At 60.1% G+C, this 21143-nt stretch carries 20 protein-coding genes; 10 read left to right on the forward strand and 10 right to left on the reverse strand.

What is annotated here, in order from left to right:
• The 8 genes from ALO80_RS04065 to ALO80_RS04095 all read left to right on the forward strand — a co-directional run.
• On the forward strand, nucleotides 1–251 hold a 251-nt coding region (locus ALO80_RS04065; protein ID WP_328586925.1), incomplete at its 5' end, for a nitrilase-related carbon-nitrogen hydrolase.
• A 93-nt stretch (nucleotides 252–344) separates the two neighbouring features.
• Nucleotides 345–2657, forward strand: a complete 2313-nt coding sequence (pqqF, locus tag ALO80_RS04070; protein WP_055008035.1) for a pyrroloquinoline quinone biosynthesis protein PqqF — start codon at nucleotides 345–347, stop codon at nucleotides 2655–2657.
• Nucleotides 2658–2792: 135 nt separating this feature from the next.
• The gene (gene pqqA / locus ALO80_RS28970) at nucleotides 2793–2867 is read left to right on the forward strand and encodes a pyrroloquinoline quinone precursor peptide PqqA (RefSeq protein WP_003422658.1); all 75 of its coding nucleotides are present in this window, start codon (nucleotides 2793–2795) and stop codon (nucleotides 2865–2867) included.
• A gap of 88 nt (nucleotides 2868–2955) precedes the next feature.
• Nucleotides 2956–3867, forward strand: a complete 912-nt coding sequence (gene pqqB, locus ALO80_RS04075) for a pyrroloquinoline quinone biosynthesis protein PqqB (RefSeq protein ID WP_054985654.1) — start codon at nucleotides 2956–2958, stop codon at nucleotides 3865–3867.
• A gap of 8 nt (nucleotides 3868–3875) precedes the next feature.
• Nucleotides 3876–4631 carry a pyrroloquinoline-quinone synthase PqqC gene (gene pqqC, locus ALO80_RS04080; protein WP_055007156.1) on the forward strand — a complete coding sequence of 252 codons (756 nt, stop codon included), beginning with the start codon at nucleotides 3876–3878 and terminating at the stop codon, nucleotides 4629–4631.
• Nucleotides 4628–4912 (forward strand): pyrroloquinoline quinone biosynthesis peptide chaperone PqqD, encoded by a 285-nt coding sequence (gene pqqD / locus ALO80_RS04085; RefSeq protein WP_055007157.1) that lies wholly within the window; start codon nucleotides 4628–4630, stop codon nucleotides 4910–4912. The genes pqqC and pqqD overlap by 4 nt, the downstream gene beginning before the upstream one ends.
• Nucleotides 4905–6074 carry a pyrroloquinoline quinone biosynthesis protein PqqE gene (gene pqqE / locus ALO80_RS04090; protein ID WP_055008036.1) on the forward strand — a complete coding sequence of 390 codons (1170 nt, stop codon included), beginning with the start codon at nucleotides 4905–4907 and terminating at the stop codon, nucleotides 6072–6074. Before pqqD ends, pqqE begins: the two co-directional genes overlap by 8 nt.
• The gene (locus tag ALO80_RS04095) at nucleotides 6037–7863 is read left to right on the forward strand and encodes a S9 family peptidase (protein WP_055008037.1); all 1827 of its coding nucleotides are present in this window, start codon (nucleotides 6037–6039) and stop codon (nucleotides 7861–7863) included. The genes pqqE and ALO80_RS04095 overlap by 38 nt, the downstream gene beginning before the upstream one ends.
• A gap of 56 nt (nucleotides 7864–7919) precedes the next feature.
• Here the strand turns inward: ALO80_RS04095 and ALO80_RS28975 are convergent, their stop codons facing one another.
• From ALO80_RS28975 to bioB, 10 genes are all read right to left on the reverse strand, one after another.
• On the reverse strand, nucleotides 7920–8081 hold the full coding sequence (locus ALO80_RS28975) for a YqaE/Pmp3 family membrane protein (RefSeq protein ID WP_002555565.1): 162 nt from the start codon (nucleotides 8079–8081) through the stop codon (nucleotides 7920–7922).
• 399 nt (nucleotides 8082–8480) lie between these two features.
• A complete protein-coding gene (locus ALO80_RS04100) occupies nucleotides 8481–10259 on the reverse strand; it encodes an acyl-CoA dehydrogenase C-terminal domain-containing protein (protein ID WP_055008038.1) in 1779 nt (592 codons plus the stop codon).
• 168 nt (nucleotides 10260–10427) lie between these two features.
• Entirely contained in the window at nucleotides 10428–11726 is a 1299-nt protein-coding gene (locus ALO80_RS04105) for a GGDEF domain-containing protein (protein ID WP_055007161.1), read from the reverse strand.
• 415 nt (nucleotides 11727–12141) lie between these two features.
• Complete coding sequence (locus ALO80_RS04110; protein ID WP_055008039.1) at nucleotides 12142–13947, reverse strand: phenylacyl-CoA dehydrogenase; 1806 nt, start codon at nucleotides 13945–13947, stop codon at nucleotides 12142–12144.
• A gap of 348 nt (nucleotides 13948–14295) precedes the next feature.
• Nucleotides 14296–14592, reverse strand: a complete 297-nt coding sequence (locus tag ALO80_RS04115; protein WP_054985662.1) for a hypothetical protein — start codon at nucleotides 14590–14592, stop codon at nucleotides 14296–14298.
• 134 nt (nucleotides 14593–14726) lie between these two features.
• Nucleotides 14727–15407 carry a dethiobiotin synthase gene (gene bioD, locus ALO80_RS04120; RefSeq protein ID WP_055008075.1) on the reverse strand — a complete coding sequence of 227 codons (681 nt, stop codon included), beginning with the start codon at nucleotides 15405–15407 and terminating at the stop codon, nucleotides 14727–14729.
• A 28-nt stretch (nucleotides 15408–15435) separates the two neighbouring features.
• Nucleotides 15436–16248 carry a malonyl-ACP O-methyltransferase BioC gene (gene bioC, locus ALO80_RS04125; protein WP_055008040.1) on the reverse strand — a complete coding sequence of 271 codons (813 nt, stop codon included), beginning with the start codon at nucleotides 16246–16248 and terminating at the stop codon, nucleotides 15436–15438.
• On the reverse strand, nucleotides 16241–16972 hold the full coding sequence (locus ALO80_RS04130; protein WP_055008041.1) for an alpha/beta fold hydrolase: 732 nt from the start codon (nucleotides 16970–16972) through the stop codon (nucleotides 16241–16243). The genes bioC and ALO80_RS04130 overlap by 8 nt, the downstream gene beginning before the upstream one ends.
• Nucleotides 16965–18155 carry an 8-amino-7-oxononanoate synthase gene (bioF, locus tag ALO80_RS04135; RefSeq protein WP_055008042.1) on the reverse strand — a complete coding sequence of 397 codons (1191 nt, stop codon included), beginning with the start codon at nucleotides 18153–18155 and terminating at the stop codon, nucleotides 16965–16967. The genes ALO80_RS04130 and bioF overlap by 8 nt, the downstream gene beginning before the upstream one ends.
• 64 nt (nucleotides 18156–18219) lie before the next feature.
• Nucleotides 18220–19278 (reverse strand): biotin synthase BioB, encoded by a 1059-nt coding sequence (gene bioB, locus ALO80_RS04140; protein WP_002555574.1) that lies wholly within the window; start codon nucleotides 19276–19278, stop codon nucleotides 18220–18222.
• A gap of 90 nt (nucleotides 19279–19368) precedes the next feature.
• Here bioB and ALO80_RS04145 point away from each other — a divergent pair, with 90 nt between their 5' ends.
• Nucleotides 19369–20103 carry a ComF family protein gene (locus ALO80_RS04145; protein ID WP_055008043.1) on the forward strand — a complete coding sequence of 245 codons (735 nt, stop codon included), beginning with the start codon at nucleotides 19369–19371 and terminating at the stop codon, nucleotides 20101–20103.
• 236 nt (nucleotides 20104–20339) lie between these two features.
• Entirely contained in the window at nucleotides 20340–21104 is a 765-nt protein-coding gene (locus ALO80_RS04150; protein ID WP_055008044.1) for a TOBE domain-containing protein, read from the forward strand.
• The last annotated feature ends 39 nt before the right edge of the window (nucleotides 21105–21143 follow it).

Consider the following 21143-nt stretch of genomic DNA (forward strand, 5'->3'; position numbering starts at 1 on the left):
TGACCGTGCGCGCACGGGCATTCGAGAACCACTGCTATGTGGTGTACGCCAACTACTGCGGCAGCGAGGGCGAGATTCGTTATTGCGGGCTCAGCAGCCTCTGCGCACCGGACGGCAGCCGCCCGGTGCTGGCTGGTCAGGACGAAGCACTGCTGGTCGGCACGCTGGACAAGGCGCTGCTGGCCCAGGCCAGAACTGCGAACGACTACTTCGTGGACCGTCGGCCTGCACTTTATGCGCCGCTGACTTGATCTGTTTCGCGGGTTTGAGCAGGAGGCTCGCGAACGGGTCAGCTAATCCGCTAGCATGATGCTTTGCTTCGCAACGCTTTCCGGATGCCCCTGATGCCTGCCGCACACTCCGCTGAACTCAGACGCCTTACGCTGGCCAACGGCCTGAATGTGGTGCTGTGTCACGAGCCGCGGCTCAAGCGCTGTGCGGCCTCATTGCGCGTGGCAGCAGGCAGCCACGATGCGCCGCAGGCGTGGCCGGGGCTGGCGCATTTTCTGGAACACCTGTTTTTCCTTGGCACCAAGCGGTTCCCTGCCGGGGAAAACCTGATGGCATTCGTGCAACGCCACGGCGGCCAGGTCAATGCCAGTACCCGTGAACGTACCACCGACTTTTTCTTCGAACTGCCGCAGGCAGTCTTCGCCCAGGCACTGGAGCGGCTGTGCGACATGCTCGCCCGGCCGCGCATGGCCATCGCAGACCAGCTACGCGAGCGTGAAGTGCTGCATGCCGAATTCATCGCCTGGGTCGGCGACAGCGCATCACGCGATCAGGCGCGCCTGCTGACACCGGTCAACCCACAGCATCCACTGCGCGGTTTTCACGCGGGCAATCGTTACAGCCTGTCAGTGCCCAATCCTGCATTCCAGCAAGCACTGAAGGACTTTTATCGATGCTTCTATCAGGCCGGTCAGATGACCCTGTGCCTGAGCGGGCCGCAATCGGTGGCTGAGCTGGAAGCGTTGGCAACGAGTCATGGCGCGTTATTCGCCAATGGGATGAAGGTCCAACAGCGCACGCCTCCACCACTGATTGCGCGCCGTCTGCAGCAAATTGGCGATCAAAGCCACCTGCTGTTTGCCTGCGAGAATCTGCCGGACAGGGCTGACGAGGCGGTGGCGTTCTTCTGTCACTGGCTCAATGCAGCACAGCCGGGCGGCCTGATTGCGGAGCTGGTCGAACGGGGCCTCGTCAACTCGCTGAAAGCCGCACCGCTGTATCAGTTTGGCGGGCAGCTGTTGCTTGATATCGAGTGCCAAGGCGCCAGCGCGGACGCTCCCGCCATCCGCAACCTGTTTTTCAGCTGGCTCGATTTTTTCAAGATGCATTGGCCTGCGCTGATCGAGCAATACCAGCGCCTGGAACAACGCCGTCTGCAAATGAGCGGAGCGCTGGCCCTGGCAAATCATTACTGTCGCGAGACGCCTGCGCAGTTGAGCGACCAAGGCAAAGAAGCGTTACGTGCGCTGCTTGCATGGCTCACACCCGACGCACGGGTCAGTTCTACGGTGGTCGGCGACCTCGACATAGAGCCAGTCGAATGGCGTCTGCCAGCACCAAACCCGTTTCTTGGCGCGGCATCGGGGAACAGCGAGGAAGCCGCGCTTTACCTGCGTTGGGAGCTGCCCTCCGCACAGCCTGCCCTCTGGCGGATGCTCCATGCAGGGCTCAAGCCATTGATCGAAGACGCCCGTCAGGCCGGAGTCGTCCTGACGTTCAGTGCTTACGGCCCTTACTGGCAGCTGCAATTGAACGGCCTGCGAGCCCCAATGGTTGCAGTTATCGAACATGGCCTGCATCGCCTGCAACACCCAGATCCCTCATCACAGGCACATGAAGAGCCCGCGCTGATTCCGATCCGCCAATTGCTCAAGCAGCTTGCCGACCATTTCCTGAGCAACGCTGCGCAGCTGGCGATCACTGATCTGCCTGACGTATGGGCAACGTCGCGCTGGATCAGCTTCACCAAGGGTTTCTGCCCTGACAGCCAGTCCCTGATCGACGCTGCGTTGAATGCAGCACCGGGTACTCGGCAAACAGCCCCCCCCAGGCTGCCCGTCACTCGCTCTGGCAAACGCTGGGCGACTGAAGCATCGTCTTCATCGGAAGACGCAGTGCTGGTGTTTTGCCCGGCCCCCACGGCCTCCCTTGCAGATGAGGCCGCCTGGCGATTGCTCGCACACGTGTCACAGGCACCCTTTTACCGGCGGCTGCGAGTCGAACTGCAATTGGGTTATGCCGTGTTCAGCGGCATCCGACAGATCAACGGCAGTACCGGGTTGCTGTTCGGCGTCCAGTCGCCCACGTGTAACGCCGGGCAGCTTTTCGAACACATCGAAGCGTTCATCGGCAGCTTGCCCGAGCTAATTCGCGACGCCGATCTGCCTGAGCAGATAAAAGCCCTTTCAGCTCAGTTCGAGTTGTTTAACCTGCCCGACCAGCAGTTGGCAGACATGCAGTGGCAAGCGCACCTGGCCGGGCATCACGCCAGCCACCCGGAGACGTTGCAACGCGCTCTGTCAAATCTGGATACACACTCGTTACTCACCGCGTCGGCTCAACTGATCAACGCCACTGGCGGCTGGCTGATCGTGGCCAATCGCCCTGCCAGCGCGGCCATCCCGATATCCTTACCTGAACGGTAACGGTCTTTTCTGCAGATTCCGATCCTGAAGAATGGCTAAATTGAGTAACATAGCTCCCTAACTATCTGAACGTATGCCTTCAGCGATGCACTAAGATGTAGTCACCAACCGCAGCACTTATCCGAGGAGATTTTTATGTCGTGGACTAAACCTGCTTACACTGATCTGCGTATCGGTTTTGAAGTCACCATGTACTTCGCAAGCCGTTGATTTCAGTGCGCTGTGAAGCCTCGGTTCGCCGGGGCTTTTTTTATGGTTATGGCTGTTTTTTATTTCAGAATGTGTGCCGGGAGCTGTCATGTACATCCAGATTCTAGGTTCTGCTGCGGGCGGTGGATTCCCCCAGTGGAACTGCAACTGCGTCAACTGCGCAGGCTTTCGCGACGGCAGCCTGCGTGCCCACGCACGGACCCAGTCGTCCATTGCGCTGTCCGACGACGGGATCAACTGGGTGCTGTGCAACGCCTCACCGGATATTCGCGCGCAGCTGCAAGGCTTTGCGCCCATGCAGCCTGGACGGGCATTGCGCGATACCGGCATCAGCGCGATCGTGCTGATGGACAGCCAGATCGACCACACCACCGGCCTGCTCAGCCTGCGCGAAGGCTGCCCGCATCAGGTCTGGTGCACCGACATGGTTCATGAGGACCTGAGTACCGGCTTCCCGCTGTTCGAGATGCTCAAGCACTGGAACGGTGGTCTGAACTGGAACCGTATCGAGTTGCAAGGCAGCTTCGTGATCCCTGCCTGCCCGAACCTGCGCTTCACGCCTTTCCCGCTGCGCAGCGCCGCGCCGCCCTACTCGCCGCACCGCTTCGACCCGCATCCGGGCGATAACATCGGCCTGCTGGTCGAAGACACTCGCACTGGCGGCAAGCTGTTCTATGCGCCGGGCCTGGGCAAGGTCGATGCAGCGCTGGCGGAAAAGATGCGCGACGCCGACTGCCTGCTGGTCGATGGCACGATGTGGGACGACGACGAAATGCAGCGCCGCGGCGTTGGCACTCGCACCGGCCGGGAAATGGGCCATCTGGCACAGAACGGTCCTGGTGGCATGCTCGAAGTGCTTGAAGGCTTCCCCGAGCAACGCAAGGTGCTTATCCACATCAACAACACCAACCCGATTCTCGACGAAGACTCTCCGGAGCGCGCGGAGCTGCTTCGCCGCAACGTCGAAGTTGCCTTCGATGGCATGAGTATCGAGCTTTAGGAGCTGACATGAGCGACGCGACTGCACTGTCCCCCGCTGAATTCGAACAGGCCTTGCGCGCCAAGGGTGCTTATTACCATATCTATCACCCGTTCCATGTGGCGATGTACGAAGGACGCGCGACCCGCGAGCAGATTCAGGGCTGGGTCGCCAACCGTTTCTACTATCAGGTAAACATTCCGCTCAAGGATGCGGCGATTCTGGCCAACTGCCCGGATCGCGAGATTCGTCGCGAGTGGATACAGCGTCTGCTCGATCATGACGGCGCGCCCGGTGAAGACGGCGGCATCGAAGCCTGGCTGCGCCTCGGCGAAGCCGTAGGGCTGGACCCGGACCAACTGCGCTCTCAGGAACTGGTCCTGCCAGGCGTGCGGTTTGCCGTCGACGCGTATGTGAACTTCGCCCGCCGCGCCAACTGGCAGGAAGCGGCCAGCAGCTCGCTGACCGAACTGTTCGCCCCGCAGATCCACCAGTCGCGCCTGGACAGTTGGCCGCAGCACTATCCGTGGATCGACCCGGCAGGCTACGAGTATTTCCGCACCCGCCTGGGTCAGGCCCGACGCGACGTGGAACACGGCCTCGCGATCACGTTACAGCACTACACTACGTACCAGGGCCAGCAACGCATGCTGGAAATCCTGCAGTTCAAACTCGACATCCTGTGGAGCATGCTGGATGCGATGTCCATGGCCTACGAGTTGAACCGACCGCCGTACCACAGCGTTACAGACCAGAAGGTCTGGCATAAGGGGATTACGCTATGAAGCACGATCCGGAGTTCCGGGCTTTGACACCCAAATGGCATCAAGGCTATCGCTTTCAATACGAGCCTGCGCAAAAAGCCCACGTGGTGCTTTACCCTGAAGGCATGATCAAACTCAATGAAAGCGCGGCCCTGATTGGCGGGCTGATCGATGGGCAACGCACGATCGCCGCAATTATCCATGAGCTTCATCAGCAATTCCCCAACGTTCCCGAACTGGGCATGGACGTCGACGAGTTCATGGAAGGTGCCAAAAAGAAAAACTGGATCGATCTTGTCTGACATGACCCCTGTGCCCAACGGCCCCCTTATTCCGCCCACGCCCGAGGTCGGCCTGCCGCTGTGGCTGCTCGCCGAGCTGACCTATCGCTGCCCGCTGCAATGCCCTTATTGCTCTAACCCGCTGGATTTCGCCAGACAGGGCCAGGAGTTGACCACCGAGCAGTGGTTCAAGGTCATGCAGCAAGCGCGTGAAATGGGTGCGGCGCAGATCGGTTTTTCCGGCGGCGAGCCGCTGGTGCGCCAGGACCTCGCCGAGCTGATCGCCGAGGCGCGGCGTCTGGGGTTCTACACCAACCTGATCACCTCGGGCATCGGCCTGACCGAAGAGAAGATCATCGCCTTCAAGGAAGCAGGGCTGGACCACATCCAGATCAGCTTTCAGGCCAGCGACGAGCAGGTCAACAACATGCTGGCCGGCTCGAAAAAAGCCTTCGCGCAGAAGCTCGAGATGGCCAGGGCGGTAAAGAAGCACGGTTATCCGATGGTGCTGAACTTCGTCACCCACCGCCACAACATCGACAAGATCGACAAGATCATCGAGCTGTGTCTCGCGCTGGAAGCGGACTTCGTTGAACTGGCAACCTGTCAGTTCTACGGCTGGGCGCACCTGAACCGCGTTGGTCTGCTGCCGACCAAAGATCAACTGGTACGTGCCGAAGCTGTCACCAATGAATACCGCGACCGGCTGACAGCGGAAAACCATCCGTGCAAGCTGATCTTCGTCACCCCTGATTATTACGAAGAGCGCCCCAAGGCGTGCATGAACGGCTGGGGCAACATCTTCCTGACCGTGACGCCGGACGGCACCGCGCTGCCCTGCCACGGCGCGCGACAGATGCCGATCCAGTTTCCCAATGTGCGTGATCACAGCATGCAGCACATCTGGTACGACTCGTTTGGCTTCAATCGCTTTCGCGGTTACGACTGGATGCCTGAGCCGTGCCGCTCGTGTGACGAGAAGGAAAAAGACTTCGGCGGCTGTCGCTGTCAGGCCTTCATGCTGACCGGTGACGCCGCCAATGCCGACCCGGTGTGCAGCAAGTCCTACCATCACGGAATCATCACTCAGGCTCGTGACGAGTCCGAAACCGCTACTCAAACCATTGAAGAGCTGGCCTTTCGCAATGACCGAAACTCACGACTCATCGCAAAATCCTCCTGAACGACTGAGCGCCGCACAAGCGGTCGCCGCAGGCGTCGACTTTGCCGAACTGGACGCCAGCTCGGCAGGCCTGTTCTGGAACGAATACCGACCCGAAGACGGGGCCTGTCGAATCTGGCACTGGTCCGCAAACAGCAAACGCTGCCTGACACCTCCAGGCTTCAGCGTTCGCAGCCGGGTGTATGAATACGGTGGCGGCTCGTTCTGTCTGGCTGACGACGCAGTGGTATTCGTCAATGAGAGTGACCAGCAACTGTACCGTCAGGCGCTGGACGCCAGCGTGCCGGTACAGTTGACGGAGGGCAGCAAACGCTACGGCGGCCTGTTCTTCAGCGGTGGCCGGATTCTCGCCGTTGAAGAGGACCACAACACGCATCGGCTGGTCGCTATCGACCTGACTGACGGGCAGCGCCAGTTGCTCGCCGAGGGCGCCGACTTCTACGCGTCGCCGATCATCAGTGCCGACGGCCAGCGTCTGGCCTGGATCGAATGGCAACGGCCGCATCAGCCGTGGACCAGCACCCGGTTGATGTGTGCCGCGAAACAGGACGATGGCCATTGGGCCTCTGCGCAGTGCGTGGCAGGTAACGGTGCGCAAGAGTCTCTGCAACAGCCGCGTTTCGATGCCCACGGTCGCCTGTATTGCCTGACCGATCGTGCAGGCTTCTGGCAGCCCTGGGGCGAATCGCCTTCCGGGTTCACGCCACTCCCCGCCCGTCCGGCGGATCATGCTTCCGCGCCCTGGCAACTGGGCAGTTGCACCTGGTTGCCGATCAACGATGGCTATCTGGCAAGTTGGTTTGAGGACGGCGCAAGCGTACTGGGGCTTTGTCAGGCCGATAGCGGTGTTGAAGATTTCAGCGTTGGTTACAGCCGCTTCCGCAGTCTCGCCATCGACGAAGCGTTCGTGTATTGCATCGCAGCATCAGCCATCAGCACCTCGGCGGTGGTGGCCATCTCTCGCCACGATGCCAGCGTTCAGGTGCTGGCAGGGGGAGGTTCGCCGTTGCCGCCCGAACAGATCAGTCGCCCTCAAACGTTGTGTTATCCCAGCGGTGGAGCCGAGGCTTATGGCTACTTCTATCCCGCTATGACCGGCGTGCAAAAACCACCGCTGGTGGTGTTCATCCACGGCGGCCCGACCTCTGCCTGCTACCCGGTGCTGGACCCGCGCATCCAGTACTGGACACACCGGGGCTTTGCCGTGGCAGACCTCAACTATCGCGGCAGCAGCGGCTACGGTCGCGTGTACCGACAAGGCCTGCACCTCACCTGGGGGGTGGCGGACGTAGAGGATGCGTGTGCGGTGGTCAAACATCTGGCCGAACGCGGTTTGATTGACGAACGACAGGCTTTTATTCGCGGCGGCAGTGCCGGAGGCTACACCACGCTCTGCGCATTGGCCTTCCACGACGTATTCCGCGCGGGTGCCAGCCTGTACGGCGTCAGCGATCCGGTGGCGCTGGCCAGGGCCACGCATAAATTCGAGGGCGATTACCTGGACTGGCTGATCGGCGATCCTGACAAGGACATCGAGCGCTATCGGGCCCGCACACCCCTGTTGCATGCAGACCGCATCAACGTGCCGGTGATTTTCTTTCAGGGTGAGCTGGATGCCGTGGTGGTGCCAGAGCAGACCCGCACCATGTTCAAGGCCCTGCAAGAAAGCGGTATCAAGACGCAGGCACACTTCTACGCAGACGAACATCATGGGTTCCGCAAGGCGAGTAACCTGGCAGATGCGCTGGAGAAGGAATGGCGTTTTTATCGCGAAGTGCTGGATGCCTGATCACGCCGTGTGATCGTTCCCGCATGGGGAGAACGATCACCGCGTACGACAATGTGTTACTTACGCGAAACGATGATGTAGATCGCGTGGATGATGCCCGGGATGTAACCCAGCAGGGTCAGCAGAATATTCAGCCAAAAAGCGCCAGCAAAGCCTACTTGCATGAACACGCCTACCGGAGGCAGCAGAATGGCGAAAATGATACGAATGATGTCCATGAAAAGCTCCTGATTGATTGGCTCTGATTGGCCATACAGCTAATCGACCCTCGCCGTCGGTGAGGGTTCAACCGGCTCTGGCACGACGCCATTATTCTTTCTCGGGAGATGAGCGCTACACGCTCGATGATGCGTGCAAGACAGGAGTTTTGCGGCCAGGGAAGTCCAATCGTTAAAACGCAGACAAAGAAAACCCCGCCTAAGCGGGGTTTTCCAGACTGTTTCCCTGATTTCCCTTTCACCCCGCCATCCTGGCAGGCATCCCTACGTGTCCCTGTTATGTCTTGTTGCGCGTCCTGCGCTACGTCCATGAACAAAGATTAACTTTGGATCCCTTTTTTGGGAAGAGGCCGATTTGCGCCACGTCGCGTAAGCAAATGCTTACACGACTTTTTCAAGTCAGAATTGTGACGCCTTCAGCAGGAACAGTGATTCGCTGCCAGCGCGCACCGAAGCGTCCAGCGAGTGAATACGCGGCAGCAAACGTGCGAAATAGAAGCGTGCGGTACCCAGCTTGCTCGCATAAAACTCTTCCTGTTCTTCTTTGCCGAGCGCTGCCTTGGCCATCATCGCCCACAGGTAAGCGTAGGCGGTGTAACCAAACAGATGCAGGTACTCGACAGACGCCGCGCCGATTTCATTGGGGTTGCTGCGCGAACGGTCCAGCACCCAGCCAGTCAGCTCATCCAGCATGTTCAAGGCTTTTGCCAGCGGCTGGGTAAATTCGTTGAGAGCGTCATCCGAGTCGTTGATGAACTGGCGCACTTCATCCGAAAACAGCTGATAAAACGCGCCGTTCGAGCCGACGATCTTGCGCCCCACCAGATCCAGCGCCTGAATGCCGTTGGTGCCTTCGTAGATCTGCGTGATACGCACATCGCGCACCAGTTGTTCCTGGCCCCACTCGCGGATGTAACCGTGACCGCCGAACACCTGCTGGCCGTGAACGGTGGTCTCCAGGCCGATATCACTCAGGAACGCCTTGGCCACCGGCGTCAGCAGCGCCACCAGATCATCGGCGCGTTTGCGTGCAGCATCGTCCTGGCTGAACTTGGCAATGTCCAGTTGCAGGGCGACATAGCTGGAAAACGCCCTGCCACCTTCGTTGAAGGCCTTCATGGTCAGGAGCATGCGACGCACGTCGGGGTGAACGATGATCGGGTCAGCGGCCTTTTCCTTGTTCTGCGCACCGGTCGGGGCGCGGCTCTGCAGGCGATCCAGCGCATACTCGACGGCGCTCTGGTAAGAGCGCACGCCTGAGGCCAGCCCCTGAATCCCGACACCCAGACGTTCGTAGTTCATCATCGTGAACATCGCCGCCAGTCCTTTGTTCGGCTCACCGATCAGATAACCCGTGGCGTCATCAAAGTTCATCACGCAGGTCGCCGAGGCCTGGATACCCATCTTGTGTTCGATCGAACCACAGCTGACGGTATTGCGCTCGCCAATGCTGCCGTCTTCACCGACCATGAATTTGGGCACCAGAAACAGTGAAATGCCTTTCGGCCCTGGCGGTGCGTCCGGCAGCTTGGCCAGCACCAGATGGATGATGTTTTCAGTCAGGTCGTGTTCACCGCCGGTAATGAAAATCTTGCTGCCGGTGATCCTGTAGGCACCGTCAGGCTGCGGCTCGGCTCGGGTGCGAATGATGCCCAGGTCAGTTCCGGCGTGAGCCTCGGTCAGGCACATCGATCCGGCCCAGACGCCCGAATACATGTTGGGCAGAAATCTGGCCTTCAGCTCTTCGGTGGCGTGGGTGTTTATGGACACACAGGCACCGGAGGTGAGCATCGCGTACAAGCCGAACGCGAGGCTCGCAGAATTGAGCATCTCCTCGACCTGGGCCGACACCACCTTGGGCATGCCCATGCCGCCAAACTCGGGGTTGCCGCCCACGCCGACCCAGCCGCCTTCCGCGTAGATCCGGTAAGCTTCGGGGAACCCCGCAGGCGTGGTAACGACCGTGTCTTTCCAGTGACAGCCCTCTTCGTCACCGTTACGACTTAGCGGGGCGATGGTTTTGCTGGTGACTTTGCCGGCTTCTTCAAGAATGGCGTCGACCGTTTCAGCGTCGACTGTTTCAGCCAGCTCCGGCAGTTGCGCCCAGAGCCTGGAAACCTCGAAGACTTCATTGAGGACGAAGCGCATATCGCGCAGTGGCGCTTTGTAGTCAGCCATGGCAAACCTCGTGAAACGGAGCGAAATTCTGTTGGAGGCTGATAGGTGCGTGCAGCGACGCAGATCAGCAGTCGAGTTTCACGAGTCTACCCGAACAACATTTCAGAGACATAGGGTCGTGTCATGACTCAACAGTCATGACAGGTCACGGGAAATACCAGAATGTGCTCAGGTAGCCGCTTCGGTGGTGCGCACAGCACCGCGCCGGTTCAACTGCCCATAAGCGACCACGCAATTACGTCCTGCCCCCTTGGCCGCGTACAGCGCCTGGTCGGCGCTTTTCAGCACTTCTTCGGGCGTACGATGCTCTGGCTGGCGCTCGGCAACGCCAATGCTGACCGTCACCGACACGCTGCCTGAGTGAGCCCCGCTGCGGCGTTGCCGGCCTTGCTGATCGTCTTGCGGGCGACTGTCCTTGTTGCGCAGCTGAATCTCGTAATTGGCGATGGTTTCACGAATGGCTTCCAGGTGCGGCATGCATTCGTCGATAGTCTTGGCGGCAAACACGATAGCGAATTCTTCGCCGCCATAGCGATACGCCTTGCCGCCACCGTTGGTGATTTTCGACAGTTTGCTGGCAACCAGACGCAGTACCTGATCCCCCACGTCGTGCCCGTGGGTGTCGTTGAATTTCTTGAAGTGATCCACGTCGCTCATCGCCAGCACATAGTTGCGCCCAAGACGCTGCATGCGCTCATTGAGCGCCCGGCGACCAGGCAGGCCCGTGAGCTCATCGCGGAACGCCATCTGATAAGCCTCGTGGGCGACGGCTGCGGCAATCATCAGCATGACCTGACTGCACAGGATATTCAGCGTGAACGGGAGGATGAACGTTTTCGGCAACGCCCAGAACAACCCCAGCAGACCGACAATCTGTGCAGCGTGCAGCGGTCGCGGCTTCTCCAGGTATTGCCAGATCAGCACCCCGAACGACACCAGAAACATCGCGTAGGACAGCTGAATAAGGCTCATCCATGCACCATGCAGCGCAGGCCAGCGGATGTCTGCCAGCCAGACCTGCAACTCGACCGGATAACTTTGTTCAAGACCCAATGCCACGCTGCTGACCGCCACCAGGACCGCGAGCCGCGCGACCATGTCCTGAAACAGATGCGTTCGCTCCTCCCACGCCGCATACAACCCGAACAGCACCGGCAACAGCAGACAGACCAGATGGAAGATCACCGCCGCATCATCACGGACCTTGCCGTTGTCCCGATAGAAGTCAGTCTGGGTATCGAGCAGGTAGTAGGCGATGTACACCGTGAGCATCAGAAACAGCTCGCGCTGACGCCGGTAGACGCAGCAATACGCACCGCCCAACAGCAGAACCAGCGTTGGCAGCACATTGAAAAGCGAAGTGAAGAAGACGTTCAGGTCCTTGACGTAAGCAGCCGCGAGCCCCGCCACCAGCAAGCCCAGTGAAGGCAAAAAATGACTCAATCGCGCAGCGGATGGACGCAACAAAAGGGTTATCTCCTACCCGGCATCTGAATGGGTGACTGACTTGATGGCATTGTGCCCTCCGCCAGCGAACAATGCATCGGCAGGATCAACAAACAACTTAATTTCTGTAACGGCAGGAAGCGGGAAATGTTTATTGCGGGATTTCTCGTGCCCATGCGTTGGCATGCCGCTCGGGACGCACATAAAGGCGCTTTCTTATCGCGATGGCATTGACGACGCAGAGCGTCACGAAATGCACTCCTACGCGGAGCGTGAGGAACGAGAGGTGTCCAGGAAAACACTTTTTGTGACTATGCGCGGGGCCTGAGCGCCTTCTCAGGTCTCGTTGGAATTCGAATACAGCAATGCGCTAAAACGCACCCATAAAAAAACCGCCTGATCATCGAGCAGGCGGTTTTCATGACGTCAGCGAAGCTTAGTAAGCCAGGCCGAAGTCTTCTTCTTTCATGTCCATCAGGTTGGCAGCGCCCGACAGGATGGCGGCAACATGCGTGCGAGTGCGCGGCAGAATACGCTGGAAGTAGAAACGCGCCGTCTGGATCTTGGCGCGGTAGAACGCCTCGTCCGAAGTGCCGGCAGCCAGTTTTTCGGCCGCAACACGCGCCATGTCGGCCCAGAAATAAGCCAGGCAGGCATAACCGGAGAACATGATGTAATCCACCGACGCGGCACCGACTTCTTCGCGGTCCTTCATGGCCGCCATGCCGACTTTCAGGGTCAGGTCGCCCCACTCCTTGTTCAGCGCAGCCAATGGCGTCACGAATTCCTGCACGGCTTCGTTACCCTCGTTGCCCTGGCAGAACTTGTGGACGATCCTGGTAAAGCCCTTCAGCGCTTCGCCTTGGGTCATCAGCACCTTGCGGCCCAGCAGGTCGAGGGCCTGGATACCGGTGGTGCCTTCGTACAGCATCGAGATCCGGCTGTCGCGAACGTTCTGCTCCATGCCCCATTCGGCGATGAAACCGTGACCGCCATAGATCTGCACGCCATGATTGGCCGCTTCAAAACCCACTTCGGTCATGAATGCCTTGGCAATCGGCGTCATGAACGCCAACAATGCGTCGGCGGCTTTCTTCTGCTCGGGGTCTTCGCTGTACTTGACGATGTCGACCTGCTTGGCGGTGAAGTACACCATGGCACGCGTGCCTTCAGCGAAAGCCTTCATAGTCAGCAGCATGCGACGCACGTCCGGGTGGACGATGATCGGATCGGCGGCCTTGTCCGGTGCTTTCGGGCCTGTCAACGAGCGCATCTGCAGGCGATCACGGGCATATTGCAGACCGCCCTGGAAGGCAATTTCGGCATGCGCCAGACCTTGTAGCGCAGTTCCAAGCCGCGCGGTGTTCATGAACGTGAACATGCAGTTCAGGCCTTTGTTCGGCGGGCCGATCAGATAGCCGGTAGCGCCGTCGAAGTTCATCACGCAGGTGGCGTTGCCGTGGATCCCCATCTTGTGTTCGATGGAACCACAGTTGACCGCGTTGCGCTCACCCACATTGCCATCGGCAGCGGGAAGGAACTTGGGCACGATGAACAGCGAGATGCCTTTGGTGCCAGCCGGGGCATCCGGCAGGCGGGCCAGCACGATATGGACGATGTTATCGGCCATATCGTGTTCGCCAGCGGAAATGAAAATCTTGGTGCCGGTAACCTTGTAGGTCCCGTCAGCCTGAGGTTCGGCCCGGGTGCGCAACATGCCCAGGTCAGTACCGCAGTGAGATTCGGTCAGGCACATGGTGCCGGTCCACTCGCCGGTTACCAGTTTGCTCAGGTAAGCATCCTGCTGTTCGGGCGTGCCATGCTCGGAAATGGTGTTCATTGCGCCATGCGACAGCCCTGGGTACATGCCCCAGGACCAGTTCGCCTCACCCACCATCTCGCTCACCGCCAGACCCAGCGACTCGGGCAGAGCCTGACCGCCGTAAGCAACGTCATGCGTCAGGCTCGGCCAGCCGCCGTCGACGAATTGTTGGTACGCCTGTTTGAAGCCGGACGGCGTCTTCACGCCTGATGCGCTCCAGGTGCAGCCTTCGGTGTCGCCTACCCGGTTCAGCGGAGCCAGAACCTGTTCACAGAACCTGGCACTCCCTTCAAGAATGGCGTCGACCGTGTCCGGAGTGGCTTCATGACAAGCTGGCAGACTTTGATAGTGTGCTTCATAACCGAGCAGCTCATCACGGACGAAACGAATATCACGCAAGGGAGCCTTGTAGTCAGGCATAGCGATAAACCTCTGCTGATGAATCCTGGAACGAATGACCGGGCGGTCGCTGAAAGCATAGCCTCAGGCACCAGACAAGCTCGTATGCCTTGCGGTCAAACAGGTGTTTGAAACATACGTTTACGCCCAAACCTTGTCAATAGCTAAGCGCGCACCATTCGTCCACGCTGCTCCGCAGGCCGATCAGGCAAGGGCATCAGGCGTAGTGAAAACCGCAAGGGCAAGCTTAGTCGAGGGCGGACAGCGTTGGGGGACGATACAGAAAGGTGATGGAGGGCAATTCAGAAAATGACGCCGTGCACAGGTGGCACGGCGCTGGCTTTACACGAGGCGTTGAAACGAAGGGCGTTAAGCGTAGGTGTCGATCAGAGTGCCAAGCGCTTCATCGCTGGCCTTCTGGACCGCAACCCCGGCTTCGACCTGAGTCTTGCCAGCGTTGAGCTCGACAATGTTGGCTGACAGGTCGGAACGCTGGCTACGGTCGACCGAGCGCAGGTTTTCAAGCTGAAAGTCGGAAGACTGGCTTCTGCCCGACACTTCGATGTTGGAGCTGGCAATCTGGGTGGCCGCCTGATCCACACGACCTTGCCCGACCTGCATAGCGCTAAGGCCTGGGTAGAGAGTGTTGTTCATGGTGATTTGCATAAGCCGATCCTCAGTTCAAAAAACGAACACGTGCCATTGAACCAGCATTTGCGCAGAAATACTCGACAAATAGACTAATGGCACTAGGCCGCATGATAGCCTGAGTCTTGAGAAAACCAAAACTGCCTTGTCTGTCAGCGCAGCAGGCCCGGCTCAAGGTATTGCGCCACATTTTCGGCACTTGCCTCGCTCAATCGTGGCACCCGCCCCAGACAAGGTGCAGGCAAACGCTCGACCAGTGTGGCGAGGTTTTCCTCAAGCCGTGAGGTGTCTGCGTCGATGACATTGGCCACCCAGCCTGCCAGGTGCAGGCCGTCGCGGGCGATGGCCTCGACGGTCAGCAGCGCATGATTGATACAGCCCAGACGCACGCCCACTACCAGAATCACTGGCAGATCCAGCGCAATGGCCAGATCGGACAGGTTGCTCTGCCCGGCCAATGGCACACGCCAGCCGCCCGCACCTTCGATCAAGGTGAAATCTGCCCGTTTATCCAGAATGTGCCGCATGGGTTGCAGCAACGAATCGACAGTCAGCACCACACCCGCCTCAACCGCCGCAAGGTGCGGCGCGATCGCAGGCTCGAACGCCAGTGGATTGACCTCATCGTAATTCAGCTCGATAGAGCACTGGGCATGCAACGCCAGCGCATCGGAATTGCGCAGCCCTTCTGCAGTCACCACGCAGCCGGACGCCACAGGCTTGCCCGCCGCGGTGGTCAGACCCTTCAGCCGCGCGGCATGCAGTAAACCGGCAGCCACCGTGGTCTTGCCAGCATCGGTGTCGGTGCCGGTGATGAAATAGGCAGTGCTCATCTCGACAATCTGTCCTTGCATCGTGAAGTCATAAGGCTTTTTCAAGTACCGCGTAAATCACCTGATAGGTCGCGGGCAGCCCGCCTTTCTGGCGGAAGCCCTCATAGGCCTGAACCATGCCCATGATCCGTTCGCGCCCGGTCAGGCCATTGGGCCGTCCCGGATTAAGGTTGTGCGCCCCGAGCGCCTTCAATTCATGCGTCAGGCTACGTACATCGGGGTAATGCAAAACCTGCGGGCGTACCTCGAGACTGCGAACCCGCAGACCACTGGCGGCGCACAACTGACGGTAGTCCGCTTCGTGGCGAAAGCGGTTCACATGCACCCGGCCGTCCACGGCCTGCCAACTGTCGCGCAACTCATACAGCGTCCCGGCACACAGGCTGGCGAAGGCAAACACACCGCCTGGTTGCAATACGCGCTGAGCCTCCCGGAGCACTGCGGAGAAATCAGCGCACCACTGCACGGCGAGACTGGAAAAAATCAGTCCGCAACGCTCATCACGCAGTGGCAGGTGCTCGGCATCACCTGCCACAAAGTGCTGCGCACCACCCGATGGCTGCGCATGCCGCAACATGCCTTCGGCGATGTCCAGGGCGATGCCTTCGCTACCACCGAACCGCTGATGCAGCGCCCGACTGAAATAGCCAGTGCCGCTCCCCAGATCCAGCCAGCGGGCCGGAACGAGCTCCGCAGGCAGACGCGACAGCAGCTCGTTGCCGACGCTGCGCTGCAATTCGGCAACGCTGTCGTAACTGCCTGCCGCTTTGGAAAAGGACGCGGCGACCTGACGTTTGTCAGGCAGAACAGAGGGCGGTTTGGGCATAGAAAGATCAGTCATCGTCCAGCTCGTGCAGAAAGGCGTGGATCGCAGCGGCTACTCCGTGAGGGTTTTCCAGAATGAATGCATGACTGGCCTGTTCGATCAGGCCCACTTCGACATCCGGCAACAGGGTGAGCAGATCGCTTGCGGCCTCAGCGGGCACGAACGCGTCAAGCCCGGCGAACAGATGCAACTGAGGGCCGCGATAGGTTTGCAGCGCGCTGCGGGTATCAAGTTGCTGGAGTATTTTCAGCCCGTCGACCAACGCCGTCCTGGAGCTGTGCGGCGCACCCGCCTTGAGCAATCGGGCAAGTCCGCGAGGGTCTTCTGCACCTTGAGTACACAATAGGCTGAAACGCTTGAGGGTTGCGTCCGGGTCAACGGCGCAGCCTGCCAGAAACGCGTCGAAATCCTGCGCGGGCATCGCATTCGGCCACGCTCCTCGGGTCACAAAACAGGCGTTGCTGGCCAGCGTCAGCAACCCGCAGCAGCCTTCGCCGCGCCGCGCCGCCAGCTCGGCCGCGAGCATGCCGCCCAGCGACCAGCCGCCCAGCCAGGCATTGTCCGGCAGGTTGGCGTCCAGCTCGTCGAGCCAGTCAGGCAGGTCGCAGCTTTCGATATCCGGCAACGGCTCGATTTCGACCCGCAAATGTTCGTCAAGCCCATGCAACGCAGCGGCAAGCGGCTCCAGCGGAGAAACGCCCAGGCCCCAGCCTGGCAACAGAATCAGACGATCACGCATGGACAGGCTCCGAGGGCTGACTTGCATCCAGCAGCGGATAGCACTGCTCCAGTGCGTTCAATAATAGCTGCACGTCGGCCTCACTGTGGGCGGCAGACAAAGTCACGCGCAGCCGGGCACTGCCCGCAGGCACCGTAGGTGGACGAATCGCCGTGACCAGCAAGCCACGCTCACGAAGCAGCGTCGACAGCCGCAATGCCTGCCCGGCATCACCGATCATGATCGGCTGGATCGGCGTAAAGCTGTCCATCAGTTGCAGGCCGATCTGCCCGGCACCGTGGCGGAACTGTTGGATCAGCCGCGCCAGATGCTCGCGACGCCAATGCTCGGTACGCAGCAACTGCAGGCTTTTCAACGTGGCGCAGGCCAATGCAGGCGGCTGGCTGGTGGTGTAGATGTACGGACGGGCGAACTGGATCAGGGTTTCGATCAACTCTTCACTGCCAGCCACAAACGCCCCGGAAGTACCGAACGACTTGCCGAGGGTGCCGACCAGCACGGGCACGTCATCCATAGTCAGGCCGAAATGCTCGACGATGCCCGCACCGTTGGCCCCCAATGGCCCGAAACCGTGGGCGTCGTCCACCATCAGCCAGGCACCTTTGGCCCTCGCAGCCTGGGCCAGCGCAGGCAGGTCAGCGATATCACCGTCCATGCTGAACACCCCGTCGGTGACCACCAGCGTATCGCCCACGGATTTTTCCAGGCGGCCCGTCAGGCTGGTCACGTCGTTGTGCAGATAGCGCGAGAAACGGGCACCGCTGAGCAGACCGGCATCCAGCAGCGAGGCATGATTGAGACGGTCTTCCAGCACCGTATCGCCCTGCCCGACCAAGGCGGTCACAGCACCAAGGTTGGCCATGTAACCGTTGGAAAAGAGCAAGGCGCGCGGGCGGCCGGTCAGCTCGGCAAGCGCTTCTTCCAGTTCATGGTGGGGCGCACTGTGGCCGATCACCAGATGCGAAGCCCCGCCACCCACGCCCCAGCGCTCGGCACCCGCCTGCCAGGCAGCGATCACATCGGGATGATTGGCCAGCCCCATGTAGTCGTTGCTGCAGAACGCGAGCAATGGCTGACCGTCGACAACCACTTGCGGGCCTTGCGGGCTCTGCAGCAACGGGCGCTGACGATAGAGGTGTTCGGCGCGACGGGTGTCGAGGCGCGTGCGGAGATCGAAAGACATGCAGGCCCCGGTCCGGAAAATGACAGTTCAAAACGGGCCGCAACAAAGCGGCCCGTTCATGGGGTCAGGCAGAGGCGGCGTCGTAGAACATCGAGCTGCTTTGCTGCTCGACCAGCGCCTGTTCGATGGCGGCCTGATGCACTTCGTCGGCATGCCCCTCGCCCGCTTCGGGCTTGATGCCCAGGCGCGAGAACAACAGCATGTCCTTGTCGGCTTGCGGGTTTGCGGTGGTCAGCAGCTTGTCGCCATAGAAAATCGAGTTGGCACCGGCGAAGAATGCCAGGGCCTGCATTTGCTCGTTCATCGCCTCGCGTCCGGCGGACAGACGCACATGGGATTGCGGCATGAGAATACGGGCCACTGCGAGCATGCGGATGAAATCGAACGGGTCGACGTCTTCGGCGTTTTCCAGCGGTGTGCCAGCGACCTTGACCAGCATGTTGATCGGCACCGACTCCGGGTGCTCCGGCAGGTTGGCCAGCTGGATCAGCAGCCCGGCGCGGTCGTCCAGGGATTCGCCCATGCCCAGAATACCGCCAGAGCAGATCTTCATGCCGGCATCGCGCACGTAAGCCAGGGTTTGCAGGCGCTCGCTGTAGGTGCGGGTGGTGATGATGCTGCCGTAGAACTCCGGCGAGGTGTCGAGGTTATGGTTGTAGTAATCCAGGCCTGCGGTCGCCAGCGCTTCTGTCTGCTCCTGGTCGAGACGGCCCAGGGTCATGCAGGTTTCCATGCCCATGGCTTTCACGCCTTTGACCATCTCCAGCACGTACGGCATGTCCTTGGCGGAAGGATGCTTCCACGCCGCGCCCATGCAGAAGCGGGTCGAACCAATGGCCTTGGCGCGTGCCGCTTCTTCAAGAACCTTCTGCACTTCCAGCAGCTTTTCTTTCTCGAGGCCGGTGTTGTAGTGGCCGGACTGCGGACAGTACTTGCAGTCTTCCGGGCAGGCGCCGGTCTTGATCGAGAGCAGCGTGGAGACTTGTACACGGTTGGCGTCGAAGTGAGCGCGGTGCACCGTTTGCGCCTGAAACAGCAGGTCATTGAATGGCTGTACGAACAGCGCCCTGACCTCGGCTAAAGTCCAGTCGTGACGCAAAGTGGCGGTGGTGCTGGCGCTCATCGGGCGGCTCCTTGGTGTTTCTGGGCAATGCGCGAGGGCGGTAAAGACCACAGGCGCTACACGGATGTCGGGCATATTTAAGGAAGAGCCATGCGCTGTCAACCCAACGACCAGCACGAGGTTTACATCTGGTTAAAAAACAAACAATCCTGTTTGTTATGCGATGAGCGCAGCGAGGTGCCCCTACCCATCTGCGTGCCGTGCGAAGCCGAGCTGCCGTGGCTCGGCAGGCAGTGCAAGCACTGTGCACTGCCGTTGACTGCGGCGGGGCTGAGCTGCGCGCAATGCTGCAAGCGGCTCCCCGGATTTGCTCAGGTGATCGCCCCGTGGCTGTACGACTTTCCGGTCGACAGCCTGATCACCCGTTTCAAACACAACGGCAAATGGCCGATGGGACGCTTGCTGGCCGAACTGTGTGGACAGTTTCTGCAACATCGTTTCGAGGAGGATCTGCCACGTCCCGATTACTTGATACCTGTGCCACTGGCCAGCAAACGCTTGCGTCAGCGCGGTTACAACCAGGCAGCGATGCTGGCCAGGTGGCTGGGTAAACAGCTGCACCTCCCTGTCGACGAACACCATGTACTGCGCAACCGGGAAACAACGGCACAACAAGGCCTGAACGCCAAGGCACGCAAGCGCAACCTGCGCGATGCCTTCACTCTCATTGATCCCGACTGGGCGCAAGGCAGACACCTGGCGCTGGTTGACGACGTCCTGACCACCGGTTCGACGGCAGAGGTGATTGCTCGCCTGCTGAACAACGCCGGCGCGCGAAGAGTGGACGTGTATTGCCTGGCGCGAACGCCCAGGCCGGGCGATTGATTGGGCGCTATGCTCAGGAACCTCGAGACTCTCATCGCTCCCACGCTGTAGCGCAGCCCTGGACGCTCCGCGTCCGACCTTGAGCATGCAGTGGGGCGCAGAATGGTGACGCAGAGCGTCACGAAAGGCATGCCAACGCGGAGCATTGGCACGATAGTCATCACGCGTGCGCTTTTCGACGCCATGCACAAGAGCGATCATACTGCCCTATTCTGACCAGCCATTCCCGGATCACCATGTCCCTGCCCCCATTACTCACGCAACACATGGTCCGCCGCCCGCAACGCATCGCGCTGTTGCAGCACATTGCCGAACAAGGCTCGATCACCCGTGCCGCGAAAAGCGCGGGGTTGAGCTACAAGGCCGCCTGGGACGCCATTGATGAGCTGAATAATCTGGCGCAAAAGCCGCTGGTGGAACGCAGTATCGGTGGTCGTGGCGGTGGCGGCGCGAAGTTGTCGGAGGAAGGCGAGCGAGTGCTGCGCCTTTATCAGCGAGTGCAGGCATTGCAGGCGCAGGTGCTTGAAGCGGCCGAAGACAGCAGCGACCTTGACCTGCTCAATCGCCTGACCTTGCGTACCAGCGCACGCAATCAGTTGCTGGGACGGATCGTCAACATCACCCGTCAGGGGCACAACGATCAGGTTCGCCTGCAGCTGGCTGACGAGGTCTTTATCGACGCGCAAGTCACGCATGACAGCACCCTGCGTCTTGAGTTGGCGATCGGCACCGAAGTGGTGGCGCTGATCAAGGCCGGTTGGCTGGAACTGCACGCGGATGGCCCTGAAGAAACAAACGGAAACAATTGCCTTGTCGGGCAAATCGACAGTGTGATCGAAGCGGAGGACGGCCCGAGCGAAGTACGCATCACACTCCCGAGCGGCCAGACATTGTGCGCCCTGGCGACACCGGCGCACCTGCATGCGCAGCAATTGAAACCAGGCGTTGCCGTGCAGGCAAGATTCGCCGCTTCGTTCGTGTTGCTCGGGATACCGATGTAAGCGCTGGCAAGTCATTACCGCGACACAATTCCGTCATAT

The sequence above is a fragment of the Pseudomonas caricapapayae genome (assembly GCF_001400735.1).
In the GTDB taxonomy this organism is placed as follows: domain Bacteria; phylum Pseudomonadota; class Gammaproteobacteria; order Pseudomonadales; family Pseudomonadaceae; genus Aquipseudomonas; species Aquipseudomonas caricapapayae.

Bases quoted from the DNA above. Each gene is read 5' to 3' on its own strand.
- pqqF (WP_055008035.1), top strand. From the start codon at position 345: ATGCCTGCCGCACACTCCGCTGAACTCAGACGCCTTACGCTGGCCAAC.
- pqqB (WP_054985654.1), top strand. From the start codon at position 2,956: ATGTACATCCAGATTCTAGGTTCTGCTGCGGGCGGTGGATTCCCCCAG.
- pqqC (WP_055007156.1), top strand. From the start codon at position 3,876: ATGAGCGACGCGACTGCACTGTCCCCCGCTGAATTCGAACAGGCCTTG.
- pqqD (WP_055007157.1), top strand. From the start codon at position 4,628: ATGAAGCACGATCCGGAGTTCCGGGCTTTGACACCCAAATGGCATCAA.
- ALO80_RS04095 (WP_055008037.1), top strand. From the start codon at position 6,037: ATGACCGAAACTCACGACTCATCGCAAAATCCTCCTGAACGACTGAGC.
- ALO80_RS28975 (WP_002555565.1), bottom strand. From the start codon at position 8,081: ATGGACATCATTCGTATCATTTTCGCCATTCTGCTGCCTCCGGTAGGC.
- ALO80_RS04100 (WP_055008038.1), bottom strand. From the start codon at position 10,259: ATGGCTGACTACAAAGCGCCACTGCGCGATATGCGCTTCGTCCTCAAT.
- ALO80_RS04110 (WP_055008039.1), bottom strand. From the start codon at position 13,947: ATGCCTGACTACAAGGCTCCCTTGCGTGATATTCGTTTCGTCCGTGAT.
- ALO80_RS04115 (WP_054985662.1), bottom strand. From the start codon at position 14,592: ATGCAAATCACCATGAACAACACTCTCTACCCAGGCCTTAGCGCTATG.
- bioD (WP_055008075.1), bottom strand. From the start codon at position 15,407: ATGAGCACTGCCTATTTCATCACCGGCACCGACACCGATGCTGGCAAG.
- bioC (WP_055008040.1), bottom strand. From the start codon at position 16,248: ATGACTGATCTTTCTATGCCCAAACCGCCCTCTGTTCTGCCTGACAAA.
- ALO80_RS04130 (WP_055008041.1), bottom strand. From the start codon at position 16,972: ATGCGTGATCGTCTGATTCTGTTGCCAGGCTGGGGCCTGGGCGTTTCT.
- bioF (WP_055008042.1), bottom strand. From the start codon at position 18,155: ATGTCTTTCGATCTCCGCACGCGCCTCGACACCCGTCGCGCCGAACAC.
- bioB (WP_002555574.1), bottom strand. From the start codon at position 19,278: ATGAGCGCCAGCACCACCGCCACTTTGCGTCACGACTGGACTTTAGCC.
- ALO80_RS04145 (WP_055008043.1), top strand. From the start codon at position 19,369: ATGCGCTGTCAACCCAACGACCAGCACGAGGTTTACATCTGGTTAAAA.
- ALO80_RS04150 (WP_055008044.1), top strand. From the start codon at position 20,340: ATGTCCCTGCCCCCATTACTCACGCAACACATGGTCCGCCGCCCGCAA.